The 18,488-nt window shown below is 68.8% G+C and carries 13 protein-coding genes; 7 read left to right on the top strand and 6 right to left on the bottom strand.

Annotated elements, in window-relative coordinates; translation table 11 throughout:
- The first annotated feature begins 20 nt into the window (after window positions 1–20).
- Window positions 21–956 (top strand): ABC transporter substrate-binding protein, encoded by a 936-nt coding sequence (locus DM992_RS32905; protein ID WP_111020256.1) that lies wholly within the window; start codon window positions 21–23, stop codon window positions 954–956.
- A gap of 108 nt (window positions 957–1,064) precedes the next feature.
- On the opposite strand, the gene DM992_RS32900 is transcribed toward DM992_RS32905, so the two are convergent.
- Together DM992_RS32900 and DM992_RS32895 are read right to left on the bottom strand one after the other, a co-directional pair.
- Window positions 1,065–2,159 carry an LLM class flavin-dependent oxidoreductase gene (locus tag DM992_RS32900; RefSeq protein WP_111020255.1) on the bottom strand — a complete coding sequence of 365 codons (1,095 nt, stop codon included), beginning with the start codon at window positions 2,157–2,159 and terminating at the stop codon, window positions 1,065–1,067.
- Window positions 2,160–2,211: 52 nt separating this feature from the next.
- Window positions 2,212–3,177 carry an ABC transporter substrate-binding protein gene (locus DM992_RS32895; RefSeq protein ID WP_111020254.1) on the bottom strand — a complete coding sequence of 322 codons (966 nt, stop codon included), beginning with the start codon at window positions 3,175–3,177 and terminating at the stop codon, window positions 2,212–2,214.
- Window positions 3,178–3,476: 299 nt separating this feature from the next.
- Between DM992_RS32895 and DM992_RS32890 the strand changes: the two genes are divergently transcribed.
- The 3 genes from DM992_RS32890 (at window position 3,477) to DM992_RS32875 (ending at window position 6,794) form a co-directional block, all read left to right on the top strand.
- A complete protein-coding gene (locus DM992_RS32890; RefSeq protein WP_111020253.1) occupies window positions 3,477–4,394 on the top strand; it encodes an alpha/beta hydrolase in 918 nt (305 codons plus the stop codon).
- Entirely contained in the window at window positions 4,391–4,828 is a 438-nt protein-coding gene (locus DM992_RS32885; protein ID WP_111020252.1) for a MarR family transcriptional regulator, read from the top strand. The genes DM992_RS32890 and DM992_RS32885 overlap by 4 nt, the downstream gene beginning before the upstream one ends.
- A 523-nt stretch (window positions 4,829–5,351) precedes the next feature.
- Window positions 5,352–6,794 carry a sialidase family protein gene (locus tag DM992_RS32875; RefSeq protein ID WP_111020250.1) on the top strand — a complete coding sequence of 481 codons (1,443 nt, stop codon included), beginning with the start codon at window positions 5,352–5,354 and terminating at the stop codon, window positions 6,792–6,794.
- Between the two features lie 60 nt (window positions 6,795–6,854).
- On the opposite strand, the gene adhP is transcribed toward DM992_RS32875, so the two are convergent.
- Complete coding sequence (adhP, locus tag DM992_RS32870) at window positions 6,855–7,883, bottom strand: alcohol dehydrogenase AdhP (RefSeq protein ID WP_111020249.1); 1,029 nt, start codon at window positions 7,881–7,883, stop codon at window positions 6,855–6,857.
- Window positions 7,884–8,353: 470 nt separating this feature from the next.
- Between adhP and DM992_RS32860 the strand changes: the two genes are divergently transcribed.
- Together DM992_RS32860 and otsA are read left to right on the top strand one after the other, a co-directional pair.
- Window positions 8,354–10,432, top strand: coding sequence for a TonB-dependent receptor (locus DM992_RS32860; RefSeq protein ID WP_239511395.1), 2,079 nt, complete (start codon window positions 8,354–8,356; stop codon window positions 10,430–10,432).
- A 304-nt stretch (window positions 10,433–10,736) separates the two neighbouring features.
- Window positions 10,737–12,143 (top strand): alpha,alpha-trehalose-phosphate synthase (UDP-forming), encoded by a 1,407-nt coding sequence (gene otsA / locus DM992_RS32855; RefSeq protein ID WP_111020246.1) that lies wholly within the window; start codon window positions 10,737–10,739, stop codon window positions 12,141–12,143.
- A gap of 6 nt (window positions 12,144–12,149) precedes the next feature.
- Here otsA and DM992_RS32850 read toward each other — a convergent pair whose 3' ends face one another.
- Window positions 12,150–12,617, bottom strand: coding sequence for an OsmC family protein (locus DM992_RS32850; RefSeq protein ID WP_111020245.1), 468 nt, complete (start codon window positions 12,615–12,617; stop codon window positions 12,150–12,152).
- Between the two features lie 83 nt (window positions 12,618–12,700).
- Window positions 12,701–14,674, bottom strand: coding sequence for an ATP-dependent zinc metalloprotease FtsH (gene ftsH, locus DM992_RS32845; protein WP_111020244.1), 1,974 nt, complete (start codon window positions 14,672–14,674; stop codon window positions 12,701–12,703).
- A gap of 472 nt (window positions 14,675–15,146) precedes the next feature.
- Between ftsH and DM992_RS32835 the strand changes: the two genes are divergently transcribed.
- Window positions 15,147–16,811: an acid phosphatase gene (locus DM992_RS32835; protein ID WP_162631782.1), complete on the top strand. Its 1,665-nt coding sequence runs from the start codon at window positions 15,147–15,149 to the stop codon at window positions 16,809–16,811.
- 95 nt (window positions 16,812–16,906) lie between these two features.
- Here DM992_RS32835 and DM992_RS32830 read toward each other — a convergent pair whose 3' ends face one another.
- Window positions 16,907–18,403, bottom strand: a complete 1,497-nt coding sequence (locus DM992_RS32830; RefSeq protein WP_111020243.1) for an FAD-dependent oxidoreductase — start codon at window positions 18,401–18,403, stop codon at window positions 16,907–16,909.
- Between the last annotated feature and the right edge of the window lie 85 nt (window positions 18,404–18,488).

Genomic DNA, 18,488 nt, shown 5'->3' with positions numbered 1-18,488 from the left:
GACCAGCGAGGCACCGCACGATGATCGACCGACGCCAGTTCATCACCGCGGCGCTGGCTGCGGCATCCGGCAGCCTGCCGTGGCGCATCGCACACGCGGCGGCTGCAACCGCCGACCTCGACCCACGCCAGGCCGGCAGGATTCGCGCGTCGCGTGACGACGCCGCCATCCGCGAGGCGGGCGGCTACCGCTGGGTGCACGACGGCGCATTCACGGTCGCGATTTCGCCGCACGCGCCGCCTGTGTCGACCTACGCAACCGATGCACGCACCGTGGTCGGCGCCGATCCCGATTACGCGCAGCTCGTCGCCGATGCGCTCGGCCGCACGCTCGTGCTGGTGCCGATCGCATGGGCCGACTGGCCGCTCGGGCTGACGTCCGGCAAGTACGACGCGGTGATCTCGAACGTCGGCGTGACCGAAAAGCGCAAGGAGAAATACGATTTCACGACCTACCGGCTAGGGCTGCACGGCTTCTATGTACGCACCGGCAGCCCGATCGCGAAGATCGCCGAGCCGAAGGACCTCGCGGGCCTGCGGATCATCACCGGCGCGGGCACGAGCCAGGAGCGCATCCTGCTCGAATGGAGCCGGCGCAACGTCGCGCAGGGGTTGAGGGCGACCGAGCTGCTCTATTTCGACGACGATGCGACCGCGCGCGTCGCGCTGCTGTCGGGCCGCGCCGATGCGGAGCTGAACCCGAACGCGTCGCTCGCGTACGAGGCCGCGCGCAGCGGCAAGATCCGCCGCGTCGGCGTCGTCAATGCGGGCTGGCCGAACAACGCCGATGTCGCGATCGCGACGCGTCGCGGCAGCGGCCTCGCGCCCGCGCTGACGCTCGCGACGAATGCGCTGATCGGCAGCGGCCGCTATGGGCAGGCGCTCGCGCGATGGGGTTTGCAGAGCGAGGCGATCGCGCGCGCGGAGACCAATCCGCCGGGGTTGCCGTCGTTCTGAAGGCGTCGATGCGGCGATGCGTCGATGCCTGAAATGACATCGCCCCGGCATTCCACGATGGAAATACCGGGGCGAGTCGAAACAGTACCGTTCGTCGCCGAGCCCGGCCTACGCCGTCACCGCAGCGTGATACCGGTCGAGTTCCGCGACATGCGCATGAATCGCCGGAATCAGGTCGCGCCCGTAGCCCAGCGCATCGTCGAGCGGATCGAACCCGCGAATCAGGAACGTCGACACGCCGAGCCGGTAGTACGCGCCGAGCGCCCGCGCAACCTGTTCGGGCGTGCCGACCAGTGCAGTCGAATTCCAGCGCGCGCCGGTCAGGTTCGCGACACCCATCCACAAGCGCTCGTCGAGCACGTCGCCCTGCGCGGCGGCCGCCATCAGCCGCTGCGAGCCCGCATTCTGCGGCGCGTGGCCGGCGATCGGCTGGCCGTTCGCGACCCGCGCCGCGCGCACGCGCTCGCGGATCGCCTCGGCCTTCTCCCACGCGGCGGCCTCGGTATCGGCGACGATCGGCCGGAACGACACGCTGATGCGCGGCGCGCGCCCGAACGGCGCGGCGGCGGCATGCACGCGCGCGATCTGCTCGCGCACCGATGCGAGCGGCTCGCCCCACGTCATGTAGACATCCGCGTGCTCGCCCGCGACCGCGAGCGCGGCCGGCGACGAGCCGCCGAAATAGATCGGCACGTGCGGCCGCTGCGCGCCCTTCACGAGCGGCGATGCGCCGCGCAGCCGGTAGAACTCGCCGTCGTGGTCGACCGGCGCGTCGGCCAGCCAGATCCGCTTCAGCACGCCGAGATATTCGCCGGTGCGGCGGTAGCGTGCATCGTGCGGCACGAAATCGCCGTCGCGTTGCAAGTCCGTATCGTCGCCGCCCGACACGACGTTCAGCGCAAGCCGGCCGCCGCTGAACACGTCGAGCGTCGCGATCTGCCGCGCAGCGGCCGACGGCACGATCACGCCCGGCCGGTGCGCGAGCAGGATGCGAATACGTTCGGTCGCGGCTGCCGCGAACGAGGCGACGATGAAACCGTCCGCCGCGTTGCTGAAATGGCCGACCAGAATCTGGTCGAAGCCCGCGGCCTCGTGCGCCTGCGCGAAGCGGCGCACGTAGTCGGGCTGGACGGCCGCGCCGCCCGGTACGTCGACCTCCGCGCCGGGCGTCGCGGTGATCATGCCGATGATGTCGACTGGCATGTCGGGATGTCCTTCTGGTTCTCGATCAGGAATCGGGGATGCGACGGCGCGGTCACTGCGCGGCGGCCGTCTTTTGCGCGGGCGCCGCGAATGCGCCCGCATACGAGCGGTCGAGCAGCTTCGATGTGTCGTACGCGGCCGGAATCACGCCAGCCTTGTGCAGGAAATCGGCCGTGTTCTGCGCGTCCTTTGCGGCCGTGTCGTCGACCGGGCCCACGCGCTGCTTCGCATTGTTGAGCCAGCGGTACGCGACGTCGGGCTCGAGCTTCGCGCGCTTCGACCATAGGTCCGCGTACTCGCGCGGATGGCTGTCGACCCACTGGCGCGCGGCCACGACGCGCTTCAGGAAATCGGTGATCTCCGCGCGCTTGCCCGACGCGGCCTGCTCGTTCGCGGCGACGAAGCTCAGCGCGGGCATCAGCCCCTGCGCGGTGGTGATGGGCCGCGCGCCCTGCCGCAGCGCCAGCGTGCTGACGAACGGCTCCCACAGCGACACCGCATCGACCGAGCCGTTCGCGAGCGCGTTGGTCGCGTCGATCGGCATCAGGTACGCGTACTTGACCGAATCCGCGCGCAGGCCCGCGTGTTCGAGCGCGCGCAGCACGAGCTGCTGGCTCCAAGCGCCGCGCCACACGGCGACGGTCTTGCCCTGCAGGTCGGCCACGGTACGCACCGGCGAATGCTTCGGCACGAGGATCGCGACGCCGTCGAGGCTCTGCCGCGACACCGCGACGACCTTCACCGGCGCGCCGCGCGCGGCCAGCGTGAGCAGCGCGGAATCGCCGAGGAAGCCGATGTCGATCGCGTTGCCGTTCAGGCTCTCGGCGACCGGCGCGGCGGCCTGGAAGTGCTTCCACTCGATCGTGTAAGGCAGGTCCTTCAGCGCGCCGGACGCCTCCATCGACGCCTGGATGTTGAAGTAGTTCTGTTCACCGACGCGCAGCGTGACGGTGTCTTTCGCGATGCCCGGCTGCGCGGCAAGCGCCAGCAAGAGCGCCGTGACGATTCGGCTCAGCAACGTGATCTCCCGGATGGTTGGCGGCGGCCGCGCGATGGCGGCGTCCGGTGTCCGCCGGGCGCGACGGCCGGCAGACAACATGGAACCGGTGAAGATACGGCGATCCTGGTTATGAGACAAACGCAATATTCTGCTATGCAAAGATGCAAATATTTTATGGAACGAGCAGCGCCACGCAACGCCGGACGCCGCCCTCCGGTACACAGTCTTCGAATGATTCCTCGACAGATATTTCGCGCACGAAATAAATCCAGGACTATATTTCGCATACGAAATAACCACCTGGAACGAGGACGGCCATGACCTCCCGACCGATCGAGTTTTCCGCCATCGACGGCTATCCGCTGCGCGGCACGCTGTGGACGCCCGACGCCGAACCGCGCGCGCTGGTGCTGATCCATCCGGCGACGGCCGTGCCGGAGCGGCTGTATGCGGGCTTCGCGCGCTTCCTGACCGAACGCGGTTTCGCGGCATTGACCTACAACTACCGCGGCATCGGCGCGTCGCGGCCCGCGCGCCTGGGCGCGCTGCAGGCCCGCATGCGCGACTGGATGGAGCTCGACGTCGGCGCCGCGACCGCATGGGCGCGGCAAGCATATGAAGGGTTGCCGCTGCTGGCGGTCGGGCATAGCGTCGGCGGGCATGCGATCGGGCTGTCCGCGAGCACGACGCACCTGCGCGCGGCGGTACTCGTCGCCGCGCATGCGGGCAGTACGCGACTGATCGCGCTGGCGGCCGAGCGCCTGAAGGTGCGGCTGATCCTGCGCGTGCTGGGCCCGCTGATGTCCGCGCTGCTCGGCTACGTGCCCGGCAAGCGGCTCGGGCTCGGCGAGGACCTGCCGGCCGGCGTGTTCCGCGAATGGAGCCGCTGGACGACGCTGCCGCACTATTTCTTCGACGATCCGACACTCGGCGCGGCCGATCGTTTCTCGAAACAGCGGCTGCCGATCCTCGCGCTCGGCTTCGACGACGATCCGTGGGCGAACCCGGCCGCGATCGACCTGCTGGTAAGCTATCTGACCGGCGCGGCGGTCGAGCGCCGCCAGATCGATCCGCACGCGGCGGGCAGCGGCCCGGTCGGGCACATGGGCTTCTTCCGCAGCCGGCCCGGCACCGTGCTGTGGCCCGACCTGGCCGACTGGCTCGCGCAGGCACTCGACACGCCGCGCGCCGCGGGCCGTCCATCCCTTTCCATTACAGCCGGGAACCCAGCTTGAGCGAAGACCGACGACTGTTTTTCCTGTTGAACATCGGCCAGCGGCGCGTGCAGCGCTGGGTCGACCGCAAGGCCGAGGCCGAGACCGATACGCGCGCGAGCGCCGCGCAGGCCGGCGTGCTGTTCTGTCTCGCGAAGCAGGACGGCGCGCTGATCGGCGAAGTCGGCGCCGCTCTGCAGCTCGCGCCGTCCGCGATGACCGGCCTCGCCGACAGGATGGCGAAAGCCGGCCTGCTCGCGCGCCACGCCGATTCGGACGACGGCCGCGCGACGCGGCTGTACCTGACCGACGAAGGCCACGCGGCGCTCAAGCGCGCGCGCGTGCTGCTGCGCGAGCTGAACGGCAAGCTGTGCGACGGGTTTTCCGACGCGGAACTCGATATCGTCGCGCGCTGGCTGCACGCGCTGCAGGACCGGTTTCCGGCGGAGCGCTGAGCGGCGGCAACGCGGACGCCGCATCGCCTGCCGGCAGCGAATCGATTCGACAAATCCGGCTCGCGCCAGCCGCAATCGATAGCGATTGCGATTCGCCTTCTCGATTCGATTTCCGCGCACTCGCGACGGCAAATTTTGCGTTCGCGCCGCGCCGCTCCGGCAACGCTTTCCGGCTACGCTCTGTTACAAAAAATTGCCTGCCGCGCCGCATCCGGATCATCTACATTGCAATCCACTTCTACGCATTCTTCGCCTGCCCGAACCGGCCTCCCAGCCGGGCAGCATCAACGACACATCCGTCACAAGCAATAAAAACGAATAGGAGTCTTGACCGAAGTGCTGGCGGTATCCAGCGCACGCGGATCGCGATGGCTGAAGCGGTATCCTGAACGACACGTCCCGGCGGCACGCATCGTGCGCGTCGCCGCGGCGCCCCGACCCGGCGGCCTGTGCCGCCGCGCATCGGCTCGCGCTGCCTCGTTCCGCCGCACCATCGCGGCCGCACGTCAACGAGGAGCAGTCAATGCGACGCACTATCGTGTCCCACCCGCTTTTCACCTGCCTGCCCGCCGCGATGGCGCTGGCCTGTGCCGCCGCGCACGCCGATCCCGTGCTCGTGTCCGGCCCCAGTCCATACGCCGCCTGCACCATAGGCGGGCCCGGCACCGTCTATGTGAATGCCGAGGTCGAACCCTGGCTTTCGGTCAATCCGGCAAACCCGACGAACATGATCGGCGTATGGCAGCAGGACCGCTGGTCGAACGGCGGCTCGCACGGGCTCGTCGCCGGTTATACGTTCGACGGCGGCGCGACCTGGGCGAGCACGCCGCAGCCGTTCAGCGCATGCGCGCCGGGAGGGCTCAAGTACGAGCGCGCGTCCGACCCGTGGGTGTCCTTCGGCCCGGACGGGACCGCGTATTCGGTATCGATCTCGTTCAACCAGTCGAACAACAGCAACGCGGTCGCGGCATCGGTATCGGCCGACGGCGGGCAGACCTGGAGCAGCCCCGCATTGCTGATCGCGGACAACGAACCGACCACGCAGTTCTTCAACGACAAGGAATCGGTGACCGCGAACCCGGTGAAGGCCGGCACCGCGTACGCAGTGTGGGACCGCCTCGAACTGCCGAACGGCAACCCGTACGCGAACCTGCATACGCAGGCGTTCCGCGGGCCGACGCTGTTCTCGAAGACGACCGACGGCGGCAGGACCTGGAGCAAAGCGAAGGTCATCGTCCACGTGCCGTCGCGCCAGCAGACGATCGGCAACCAGATCGTCGTCGATCCGAAGAGCGGCACGCTGTACGATTTCTTCAACCTGATCCAGCCGCCGTTCAGCAAGGCCGCGGGCAAGGTCGCGTTCATCAAGTCGACCGACGACGGCGCGACCTGGACGCAGCCGCAGGTGATCGCGGGGCTGCAGACGGTCGGCGTGACCGACCCGAACACCGGCGAACCCGTGCGCACCGGCGACATCATTCCCGAGCCCGCGATCGATCCCGAGTCGGGCCAGCTTTATGTCGTGTGGCAGGACAGCCGCTTCAACGGCGGCAAGTACGACGAGGTCGCGCTATCGACGTCGAAGGACGGCGGCGCATCATGGAGCGCGCCACTGCAGATCAACACGCCGACCGGCCGGCCTGCCTTCAATCCGTCGGTGCGCGTCGACAACGCGGGCGCCGTGATGGTCACCCACTATGACTTCCGCGACCTGCTGGCCGGGAACACGACGACGCTGCCGACGGGCTTCTGGCGCAAGATCTCGCACGACGGCGGCGCCACGTTCGGCGACGAGCGGCGCGTCGGCGGACCGTTCGACATGAAGCTCGCGCCGAACGCGGAAGGCTTCTTCATCGGCGACTACCAGGGCCTCGACGTCGGCCCGTCGTCGTCGTTCCATCCGTTCTTCGTCCAGACCAGCGCGGGCAACCTGACGAACCGCACGGACGTGTTCTTCGCCCAATGATGTGAACCAGGCTGCACGGCCGCCGTCGCGACGTGATCCGTCGCGCGGCGGCCGCCCGCGTCACTGCATCTCGGTCAGCACGATGCGCCCGTCGACCTTGCCTTCGCGCAGCTTTGCGAACACGTCGTTGATGTTGCCGAGCCGGTCGCGATGGATATGCGCGCGCACCAGGCCGTCGGCCGCGAAGTCGAGCGATTCCTGCAGGTCGCGCCGCGTGCCGACGATCGACCCGCGCACGGTGATGCCGTTCAGCACCGTCGAGAAGATCGGCAACGGGAAATCGCCGGGCGGCAGCCCGTTGAGCGCGACCGTGCCGCCGCGCCGCACCATCCCGAGCGCCTGCGCGAACGCGCTGCGCGACACTGCGGTGACGAGCACGCCGTGCGCGCCGCCGATCTCCTTCTGGATCACCTTCGCCGGATCGTCGACCGATGCGTCGATCGTCAGTTGCGCGCCGAGCTGCCGCGCGAGCGCGAGCTTGTCGGGCGAAATGTCGATCGCCGCGACGTGCAGGCCCATCGCGCGCGCATACTGCACCGCCACGTGCCCGAGCCCGCCGATGCCGGAGATCGCGAGCCACTGGCCGGGGCGCGTATCGGTGACGCGAATGCCCTTGTAGACGGTCACGCCCGCGCACAGGATCGGCGCGATCTCGTCGAACGCGACCTGTGCCGGCAGATGGCCGACGTAGTCGGGGTCGGCGAGCACGTATTCCGCGTAGCTGCCGTTCACCGAATAGCCGGTGTTCTGCTGATCGTGGCACAGCGTTTCCCAGCCGGTATGGCAATACTCGCAATGCCCGCAGGCCGTATAGAGCCACGGCACGCCGACGCGGTCGCCCTCGCGCACGTGCGTGACGCCCGCGCCGACCGCCGCGACGATGCCCACGCCTTCATGCCCCGGAATGAACGGCAGCGACGGCTTCACGGGCCAGTCGCCGTCGGCCGCGTGCAGGTCGGTGTGGCAGACGCCCGTCGCCTTGATGTTGACGAGAATCTGGCCGGGGCCCGGCGTCGGCACGGGCACTTCCTCGATGCGCAACGGTTCGCCGAATGCGTGCACCACGGCCGCTTTCATGGTTTGCATCATGCGTTGCTCCTGTCTGGTCGATGAGCGACCCAGTATCCGGTTTCGGAATCGGAGGACGTTGATACGTATCAACGCGATGCGCGCCATCCGGCGATCGCGGCTGCTTCATCGCGTCGCGCGGCGGCGCGGCGGCGCGGCGGCGCAGCACGGTCGGGCGCGCCACGCTTGGCTCCACGCCGCACCCGGTCGCACTCGCAGGCGCTCATCGGCCGGAACGCCTTCCGCTTAAGCCGATATTTCGACGACCCGACGGAAGCCGTACGCACCGCCGACATCCGGCTTGGAATTCGAAATGATATAACATATCATTTCGAGTGCTCGTCCGCCTGACGCCTTTCCTCCCGGGCGGCCGAGCGTCGCCGAGCCATGTTCCAACGGGTCACCGCGCGTCATTGACGCAACAATATATCGTATCCAGCCGTGATCCGCATCGCTCGTTATCCGATCCGATTCCAACCGATTCACCGACCATGCGCGACCTCCCTCGTCTACCGCTTCGCCCGCTTTCGCCCCTTTCGCTGATGCTGCTCGCCGCCGCCGCGCACGCGCAGACCGATGCACGCGCCGCGTCAGGCACGCCTTCGGGCACCGCACTCGCGCCGATCTTCGTCACCGCGAACCCGCTCGGCGATACCGAACTGATCTCGCCGACCGTCCAGCTTTCCGGCGACGCGCTGACGCGTCGCCAGGCCGATTCGCTCGGCGAAACGCTGAACGGGCTGCCCGGCGTGTCGACCACCACCTACGGGCCGATGGTCGGCCGCCCGATCATCCGCGGGATGGACGGCGACCGGATTCGGCTGCTGCAGAACGGCGTCGCATCCTACGACGCGTCGTCGCTGTCGTACGACCATGCGGTGCCGCAGGATCCGCTGTCGATCGAACGCGTCGAGATCGTGCGCGGCCCGGCCGCGCTGCTGTATGGCGGCAACGCAGTGGGCGGCGTCGTCAACACGATCGACAACCGGATTCCGCGCGAAGCGATCGAAGGCGTGACGGGTGCGCTCGACGCGCGCTACGGCGGCGCGAATTCAGTGCGCGCGGGCGCCGCGCAGGTCGAAGGCGGCAACGGCCGCTTCGCGTTCCACGTCGACGCGTTCGACCGCGAAACGAGCAAGCTGCGGATTCCCGGCTACGCACGCAGCAGCGCGCAACGCGCGATCGACGGCCCCGACACGCCGCAGCCGGAAGGCAGCGTGCCGAACAGCGACGGCCGCGTGCACGGCGGCGCGGTCGGCGCGTCGTATACGTGGGCTGACGGCTTCGCGGGCCTGTCGTACAGCGGCTACGAATCGAACTACGGCTCCGTCGCGGAGAGCGACGTGCGGCTGCGGATGCGCCAGGAACGCCTCGCGCTCGCGTCCGAGGTGCGCAACCTGAGCGGGCCGTTCACGAAGCTGAAATTCGATTTCGCGTACACCGACTACCGCCACAAGGAAGTCGACAACGGCGAGACGGCGACCACCTTCCGCAACCGCGGCTACGAAGCGCGCATCGAGGCGCGGCATCGCAGGATCGGCCCGTTCGAAGGCGCGATCGGCGTGCAGTTCGGCCAGAACACGTTCTCCGCGCTCGGCGACGAGACGCTCGTGCCGTCCACCCGCACGAACAGCGTCGCGCTGTTCGGCCTCGAGGAATGGCAGGTCGTCCCCGCGCTGAAGCTGAGCCTCGGCGGCCGCTTCGAGCATGTGAAGGTCGATCCCGATCCGGCCGGCGTCGAGAAATTCGCGGGTGCGCAGCCGCGCGATTTCAACGCGGGCAGCCTGTCGGCCGGCGCGTTGTTCTCGCTGACTCCCGTGTGGTCGGTTGCGGCGAACGTCGCGTACACCGAACGCGCGCCGACCTTCTACGAGTTGTATTCGAACGGCCCGCACGATGCGACCGGCCAGTTCCTGATCGGCAACCCGAACGCATCGAAGGAAAAGGCCGTGTCGACCGACCTGTCGCTGCGCTATGCGGGCGGCCCGAACCGCGGCAGCGTCGGCGTGTTCTACAACCGCTTCTCGAACTACCTGACCGAATACAACACCGGCCGCGTCGTGAACGACGACGGCGAGCCCGTCGCGCCCGGCGCCGACGGTTCGCTGAACGAGGCGATCTATCGCGGCGTGCGCGCCGAGTTCTACGGCATCGAGCTGGACGGCAAATGGCGCGCGTTCTCGCGGCGCGGCCATACGGTCGACCTGGAACTGACGGCCGACTACACGCACGCGCGCAACGTCGACACGGGCCAGCCGCTGCCGCGCATCGCGCCGCTGCGCGCGACGCTCGCGGCCGACTACGGCTACGGCCCGTTCGGTGCGCGTGCGCAGGTCACGCACGCGTGGTCGCAGCATCGCGTGCCCGACAACGACTTCTCGACGGACGGCTATACGTCGCTGGGCGTGATGCTGACCTACAGGTTCCGCGTCGGCGCGACGCACTGGCTCGCGTACCTGCGCGGCGACAACCTGACGAACCAGGAAATCCGCTATTCGACTTCGGTCGTGCGCGGCTTCGCGCCCGAAGGCGGCCGCAGCGTGATGGCCGGGTTGCGCACTACCTTCTGAGTACCGTGCGGCCCGCCGCCCGTTGCGCACACGGCGTTCGTCCGCGCAAGGTGCGGCCCCGCCCGTCGCGAGATGCGGCGCACATCGTGCCGCATCTCGCCGTTTCCGCTGCGCCGATGCAGACTTTTAAAACTGGCGAATGACGAGTATCCTAAAAAGAGCACTCCCCGTTCGGATGGCGAATCGCGTGCCCTGATTCCCGTCCGATCGCATTGCGGCCCCATCGCGCGCAGCGCGCCGATGGCGGCGTCCGCTTCGCGCCCCGGCCGCACGAACCTTCCCCCAACAATCGTCAGGAGAGCTGGTGAGCCGTCTCGTCGTCGTATCCAATCGCATCGCAGATCCCCGTAAAGCCGCGGCCGGCGGCCTCGCCGTCGCCGTGAAGGACAGCCTGCAGGAAACCGGCGGCGTCTGGTTCGGCTGGAGCGGCAGGCTGCGCGGCGCCGACGATCAGCCCTCGCAGGGCGAAGAGGTGCAGATCCAGAACGTCGGCGGGATCCAGCTCGCGACGATCGACCTCGACCCGCAGGATTACGACGCTTACTACCTCGGCTATTCGAACAACGTGCTGTGGCCGGTGTTCCACTACCGGCTCGATCTCGCGCAGTTCGACCGGCGCTTCGCCGACGGCTACCGGCGCGTGAACCAGCTGTTCGCGCGCAAGCTGCGCACGCTGCTGCGGCCCGACGACGTCGTCTGGGTGCACGACTACCAGCTGATTCCGCTCGCCGCCGAGCTGCGCGCGATGGGCTGCACGAACCCGATCGGCTTCTTCCTGCACATCCCGATGCCGCCGCCGCCGATCATGGCCGCGATCCCCGAACACGAATGGCTGATGCGCTCGCTGTTCGCGTACGACCTCGTTGGCTTCCAGACCGAATCGGATCTGCTCCACTTCGAGCATTACGTCGAAGCGGAAGCCGGTGCCGCGCGGCTGCCGGACGGCCGCCTGCGCGCGTTCGGCCGCACGCTGTCGGCCGGCGCGTTTCCGATCGGCATCAACGTCGACGAGTTCGAGTCGCTCGCCCGCGATCGCGACGGCATCGACATGTTCGACCGGATGCGCGATGAATATTCGCGCCGCCAGTTGCTGGTCGGCGTCGACCGGCTCGACTACACGAAGGGGCTGCCGCAGCGCGTGCATGCGTTCCGCCAGTTGCTCGAGCAGTATCCGGAGAACCGCAACCGCGCGACGCTGATCCAGATCGCCGCACCGAGCCGCGAGGATCTCGGCGCATACGACGACCTGCGGCGCGAGATGGACAGCCTGTGCGGCGCGATCAACGGCGACTACGGCGAACTCGAATGGATGCCGATGCGCTACATTCACCGCACCGTCGCACGCAAGCGCCTGCCGGGCCTGTATCGCGCGAGCCGCGTTGCGCTCGTCACGCCGCTGCGCGACGGGATGAACCTCGTCGCGAAGGAATTCCTCGCCGCGCAGGACGCGTCCGACCCGGGCGTGCTCGTGCTGTCGCGCTTCGCCGGCGCGGCCGAGCAGTTGAAGCCGGCGCTGCTCGTCAATCCGTACGACACGCAAGGCACCGCGCAGGCGATCCAGCGCGCGCTCGCGATGCCGCTCGAAGAACGCCGCCAGCGTCACTCCGCGCTGATGGCGATCGTGCGCAAGACCGACGTGCACTGGTGGCGCACGCGTTTTCTCGAAGCGCTCGCCGAAGCAGCCGAAGTCGCGGCGGCCACCGAGCACTGACCGCACTCACATATCCGTCGCCGCGTATTCGAGCGCCGCGCCGTTCACGTCGCACACATCGACCGAGATCGGGATACCCGCACGTATGCTCTCGGTCACCACGCAATACGCATCGAACTGATCGAGCACGCGCGTCGCCGCCGCGAGATCGGCCCACGTCTTGCCGATCGACAGCCGCACGGCCATCGCGCCCACGCGCACCCTGCCCGCTTCGTTCTGCGCCATGTCGACGTCGATCCGCGCGGTGACCGGCTGCGGATCGACATGCTGCCTGTTCAGCGCGAACAGCAGGCTCGCCGCGAGACAGCTCGCGACCGAAGCGGCAAGCAGCCGGATCGGGTTCGGCCCGCGCCCATCGCCGAGCGGCGGCGGTTCATCGATGAGCACCGGCGACAGCGTCGTGCCGGCAAACGTGACTTCGAAGCCGAATCGCGCCTGCTGCGCGACTTCGACCGATACGTGCGCCTCGCTCATGGCGACTCCGTAGCTGGAAAGAGGGAAAGGAATTCCGGCGCATCGCCGCATCGACACGCGCCGGCCGCAGGATTGCGGCGCGTTCAGCGCTCGGGCTCGCGCGGCGGCCCGTACGCGACGAAATCGCGCTCGACCGCCGACGCCTGCTCCGGCGCGAGCGCATCGCCGCGCGGGCCGGCATCTCTGTCGGCTGCCGCTGCCGCGGACGACGGTTCGATGCGCCCGTCGATCAGCGCCTGCAGCACATCGCGTTCGAGCACTTCGCATTGCAGCAGCCGTCGCGCGATGCGTTCGAGCGCATCGCGACGTTCGCCGAGCGTCGCCGCGACCCGCGCATGCGCGTCGGCCAGCAGCGCGTGCACCTCGTCGTCGATCATCCGTGCCGTATGCTCGCTGCAGCGCCCGGCGCCCGCATGCCACGCGCCGGGCATGCCCTGGCGCGCATCGCCGTCGTCGAACGTCGCGAGCCCGATCTTCTCGCTCATCCCGTACTGCATGACCATGTGGCGCGCCATCGCGGTCGCACGTTCGAGATCGTTCTGCGCGCCAGTCGACACGTCGCCGAACACGAGCTCTTCGGCGACGCGCCCGCCGAGCAGCGCGTCGATCCGGTCGAGCAGCTCGCTCCTGCGCAGCACGTAGCGATCCTCGGTCGGCACCTGCTGCGTATAGCCGAGCGCGGCGACGCCGCGCGGAATGATCGACACTTTCTTCACCGGATCGCAATGCGCGCGGCTTTCCGCGACGAGCGCATGACCGGCCTCGTGATACGCGATGGTCAGCTTCTCCTGTGCGTTCATCACGCGGCTCTTGCGCTCGAGGCCCGTCAATGCGCGGTCGATCGCCTCGTCGAAGTCGGCCATGCCGATCGCCTGCTTGCCGAGCTCGGCCGCATGCAGCGCGGCCTCGTTGACGACGTTTGCGAGATCGGCGCCGACGAAGCCCGGCGTGCGTGACGCGAGTTCGCCGAGATCCACCTCGGGCGCAAGCTTCACGCGCTTCACGTGCACGCCGAGGATCTGCCGGCGGCCGTTCACGTCGGGCCGGTCGATCGCGATGTGACGATCGAAGCGGCCCGGCCGCAGCAGCGCGGGATCGAGAATCTCCGGCCGGTTCGTCGCGGCCATGATGATCACGCCGGAGCCGGCCTGGAAGCCGTCCATCTCGACGAGCAGCTGGTTGAGCGTCTGCTCGCGTTCGTCGTTGCCCGACATCGGGCCCACGCCGCGCACCTTGCCGAGCGCATCGAGCTCGTCGACGAACACGATGCACGGCGCCTTCTGCTGCGCCTGCTCGAACAGGTCGCGCACACGCGCGGCGCCGACGCCGACGAACATCTCGACGAACGCCGAGCCGCTGATCGAGAAAAACGGCACGGCCGCCTCGCCGGCCACCGCACGCGCGAGCAGCGTCTTGCCGGTGCCCGGCGCGCCGACCACGAGCACGCCCTTCGGAATCTTGCCGCCGAGCCGCTGGTAGCGGTCGGGGTTACGCAGGAACGAGACGAGCTGCTGCAGTTCGGCCTTCGCCTCGTCGATGCCCGCGATGTCGTCGAACGTGATGCCGGTTTCCTGCTGCACGTACACGCGCGCGCGGCTCTTGCCCATCCCGGTGAAGTCCTGCAGCCCGCCGCGCCTGCGCAGCATCATGTTCCACACGAACACGAACAGCACGAGCGGCAGCAGCCACGAAGCAAGCGACGCGATCCAGCCCGTGTCGGGCGTGCCGTGATAGCGGATGCCGGCGGCGGTCAGCGTGTCGGTCAGGTGCTCGTCGGTCACGCGGTTGGTCGTGAAGCGCCACGGCGCGCCGGCCTGCTGCACGGCCGCGGCTTCGGACGCCGGCAGCATCGTGCCGGCCTGCGGCATCTTCAGCGTGCCCGTGATCGACACGGGGCCGACCTCGAGATCGTCGACGAGCCGCGCGGCGACGAGACGGTGGAAATCGCTGTACGCGATCGACGCCGACGCCGGGTGCAGCATCAGCAACTGCGCGGCGAACAGGACGAAGAAGCCCGCCGCGATCAGCAATCCCGGGTAGTCGAATTTCTTGTCCATGGCATCGGGCCTGCCGCACGCGCGGTGCGGCGCGCACTCACTCGGACAACCGCGCACGACCGGTACGCGGCATCGGCAGCCATGCGGAAGCGGCATCCATCCGCGTCATCGTCGTCTCGCTGTGTCGCCTCGTTTCGTCGCATCGATGACGCCGCGGCGGCGCCGTCGGCCGGCACCGTCGGGCGATCCTCGCCCGGGCGGCACGCCGCGACGCGCCGCCCCTGAATTCAGTCTAGCTCGCGCGCGGGCGTCGCGCATCGGCCGCCGCGCGAGTCGAATCGTCCGACAAACACCTTTCATCGGCGGCACTCGCCGCGTTATAGTCGCGTTCATGACATTTGTGTGACAGTTGCGCCGCACCTGCTTTTGCGCGACGCCGGCCGTTGCTGTCCGTTTCGCATCGCGGCAGCCCGAGCGACGCGGCCGCGTATCGAACGACACCGCCAACCTGCCCATTCGAGGAGCCCCCGACGTGACCGACACCCCCGATCGCCCCGACGACCTTCCCGCCGATCCCGACCGCCGCCGCGTACTCGGCGGCCTCGCCGCGCTCGGTGCCGGTGTCGCGCTCGGCGGCTGCGAAACCACGCCGGGCAGCACGCCGCGCACCGCCGCCGACCTGCGCATCGATGAAGCGTTGCGCCAGCGCGTGCGCCACATCGTCGTGATCTATGCGGAAAACCGCAGCTTCGCGAACCTGTACGGCGATTTCCCGGGCGTGCGCCATCCGCTGAGCGAGGTGCGGCCCGAGCACGCGCAGCAGCTCGACCGCGACGGCAAGACCCCGCTGCCCGTGCTGCCGAAGATCTGGGGCGGGCTCGTGCCGCAGGCGCAGGAAGTGGACGGCAAGCGCTACGCGATCGCCGAGCGCGACATCGACAAGCTGCCGAACGCACCGTTCCGGATCGCCGACGCGCAGGGCAAGCCGCTGCCGAACGGCGTGATCACGCGCGACCTGTGGCATCGCTTCTACCAGAACCAGATGCAGATCGCGGCCGGCCGCAACAACCAGTTCGCCGCGTGGGCCGATTCGGGCGGCCTCGTGATGGGCCATTACCGCAATTCGGCCGACACGCTGCGGCTGTGGAATCTCGCGCGCCAGTACACGCTGTGCGACAACTTCTTCATGGCGGCTTTCGGCGGTTCCTGGCTGAACCACATGTTCCTGATCTCCGCGCAGGCGCCGCTGTATCCGGACCCGCACAAGCATCCGCATGCGGCGAAGCTGCTGTCGAAGGTCGAAGGCGACGATCCGGCCGGCACGCGCCTCGCGCTCGCCGCCGATTCACCGGCATCCGCGCTCGACGGCCCGCCGAAGTTCGCGGGCGACGGCCCGCTGACGCCCGACGGCTACGGCGTGAACACGATGGCGCCGCCGTACCAGCCGAGCTACGTGCCGCCGCCCGACCCGGGCAACGCCGCGTATGCGGATCCGGACGACCATCGCGTGCTGCCGCCGCAGGGCTACGCGACGATCGGCGATCGCCTGTCGGAGAAGAACATCGACTGGGCGTGGTACAGCGGCGCGTGGCAATACGCGCTCGAGCATCGCGACACGGGCACCGTGCCCGATTTCCAGTACCACCACCAGCCGTTCAACTACTTCCGCAACTACGCGCCGGGCACCGCCGCGCGCCAGCGGCACCTTCGTGATGCAGGGCTCGGCGACGAACCGTCGACGAACCGCTTCATCGCCGACATCGACGCGGGCCGCCTGCCGGCTGTCACGTTCTACAAGCCGCAGGGCAACCTGAACATGCATGCGGGCTACGCGGACATCGAATCGGGCGACCGCCACATCGCGACCGTGATCGACCATATCCGGCGCGGGCCGCAATGGGACAACACCGTGATCGTGATGACGCACGACGAGAACGGCGGCTGGTGGGATCACGTCGCGCCGCCGGTCGGCGACCGCTGGGGGCCGGGCTCGCGGATTCCGGCGCTGGTGATCTCGCCGTTCGCGAAGAAGGGCTTCGTCGATCACACGCTGTACGACACGAACTCGATCCTGCGCTTCATCAGCCGCGTGCACGGGCTCGCGCCGCTCGACGGCGTGGCCGCGCGCGACAACGCGTTCGCCGCGCGCGGCGAGACGCCGCCGGGCGATCTCACGAACGCGCTCGATCTCGGCTGACGGCGGGTTGGACGCTTGGCCGTTTCACCGCTTGAAACGACGACGCTCCGGGCAAAGCGATCGATTGCCCGGGGCGTCGTGCATTTGCGGCTGCGCTACGCGACGCTGCGCAATGCGTCGCGCACCGCGTGCGCTGCATGACGGCCGGCCTGGCGGCCGAAGAACGTCGCATCGGCCAGCGACAGCCCCGAGCTGTAGCCTGCGCCCCAGCGCGGCAGCCCGCACGTAGTGCGCCCGGCCGCATAGAGGCCCGGCACCGGCGCGCGCGCCGCATCGAGCACCTGGCCGGTCGGCAGCGTGTCGAGCCCGCCGAGCGTGAAATGCGGATAAAACGCGTAGTCGATCCGGCAATCCAGCGCGACGAACGGCGGCTCGATCAGCGGCTGCAGCCACTTCCTCGCCTTGTGGAACAGCGGATCGGCGCCGTCGGCCGCATGGCGGTTGTACACGTCGACGGTCGCCGTCAGCGTGCCGGCCGGCATCAGCAGATCGCGTTCGACTTCCTCCCACGTTTCGCCGGCCGCCGCGATGCCGATCCGCGCGATCGCGGGCGGTTCCCTGTACATCGCGTGGTCGACGAGCAGGTAGATCCGGTCGTCGGCCTGGTGGAACGCATGATGGCCCGTGCGGCCGTGATAACCGTCCTCGTTGATGAAGCGCTGCCCGCGCGCGTTCACGAAAATGCCCTTGATCAGCGATTCGGGCGCGTAGAACGGCAGGCTGACGAAACCCTGGTCCATGTGGATCGCCGCACCGCCCGCGCTCTGGCCGAGCAGGATGCCCGAACCGTCGTCGCCGGGGCTGCCGATCGGCTCGTCCGAACGCAGGAACTGCGGCGCATGCCGGCGCACCATGTCGCGGTTCATCGCGAAGCCGCCCGCGCACAGGATCACCGCGCCACGCGCATGCACGAACACAGTCTCGCCATACGCGCGCAGCACGACGCCGCGCACCGTGCCGCCGTCGTCGACGATCAGCGCGAGCGCGCGCGTGTCGTAGCGCGTGGCGACGCCGAGCACCGCCACCCGTTCGGCCAGCACACGCATCAGCACCTGCCCGCCGCCCCAGCCCGGCCATTGCGGCGTGTGACCGCGCGGGCACGGTTTCGCGGCCTCGCTGAACGGCCAGGCTTCCTCGCTGCCCGACCAGATCAGGCAGTCGTCGGTTTCCGGTTCGACGATCCGCTCGGCGATGAACGTGTTCTTGTAACGGAGACCCTGCGCGACGAGCCAGTCGTGGTGTGCAAGACTCTCGTTCGCGTAGAGGCGCACCTTCGCGTCGTCGGCGTCGCGGCCGCCGGCGAGCATCAGGTAGCGGTACAGGTCCTCGGTATCGTCGGTAAAGCCGGCCTGCCGCTGCGCGGGCGTGCCGCCGCTGCCGCCGAGGTAGATCTCGCCGCCCGACAGCGCGCTCGTGCCGCCGTAGCTCGATGCGCGTTCGACGATCAGCGTGTCGGCGCCGGCGCTCGCGGCTTCGATCGCCGCGCAGGCGCCGGCCGCGCCGAAGCCGACGATCACGACGTCGTGTTCGGCGTCCCAGCGATGCACGTCGCGGACGTTCACGGGGCGGGTCAGGGAATAGTCTGATGACATGGGGAATGGGTCAGCGTGAAGGAAATCTGCGGAAAGCGACGGGCGTGGTGCCGGTCTGCCGGGTTGGCCCCACTGACGCCGAGGT

The sequence above is a fragment of the Burkholderia sp. JP2-270 genome (assembly GCF_003233675.1).
Taxonomy (GTDB): Bacteria; Pseudomonadota; Gammaproteobacteria; order Burkholderiales; family Burkholderiaceae; genus Burkholderia; species Burkholderia pyrrocinia_C.
This window is presented reverse-complemented; position numbering and strand designations above follow the sequence as displayed.

Excerpts from the sequence above, each read along its gene's own strand:
- DM992_RS32905 (WP_111020256.1), top strand. The coding sequence starts at position 21 with ATGATCGACCGACGCCAGTTCATCACCGCGGCGCTGGCTGCGGCATCC.
- DM992_RS32900 (WP_111020255.1), bottom strand. The coding sequence starts at position 2,159 with ATGCCAGTCGACATCATCGGCATGATCACCGCGACGCCCGGCGCGGAG.
- DM992_RS32890 (WP_111020253.1), top strand. The coding sequence starts at position 3,477 with ATGACCTCCCGACCGATCGAGTTTTCCGCCATCGACGGCTATCCGCTG.
- DM992_RS32875 (WP_111020250.1), top strand. The coding sequence starts at position 5,352 with ATGCGACGCACTATCGTGTCCCACCCGCTTTTCACCTGCCTGCCCGCC.
- adhP (WP_111020249.1), bottom strand. The coding sequence starts at position 7,883 with ATGATGCAAACCATGAAAGCGGCCGTGGTGCACGCATTCGGCGAACCG.
- DM992_RS32860 (WP_239511395.1), top strand. The coding sequence starts at position 8,354 with ATGCGCGACCTCCCTCGTCTACCGCTTCGCCCGCTTTCGCCCCTTTCG.
- DM992_RS32850 (WP_111020245.1), bottom strand. The coding sequence starts at position 12,617 with ATGAGCGAGGCGCACGTATCGGTCGAAGTCGCGCAGCAGGCGCGATTC.
- ftsH (WP_111020244.1), bottom strand. The coding sequence starts at position 14,674 with ATGGACAAGAAATTCGACTACCCGGGATTGCTGATCGCGGCGGGCTTC.
- DM992_RS32830 (WP_111020243.1), bottom strand. The coding sequence starts at position 18,403 with ATGTCATCAGACTATTCCCTGACCCGCCCCGTGAACGTCCGCGACGTG.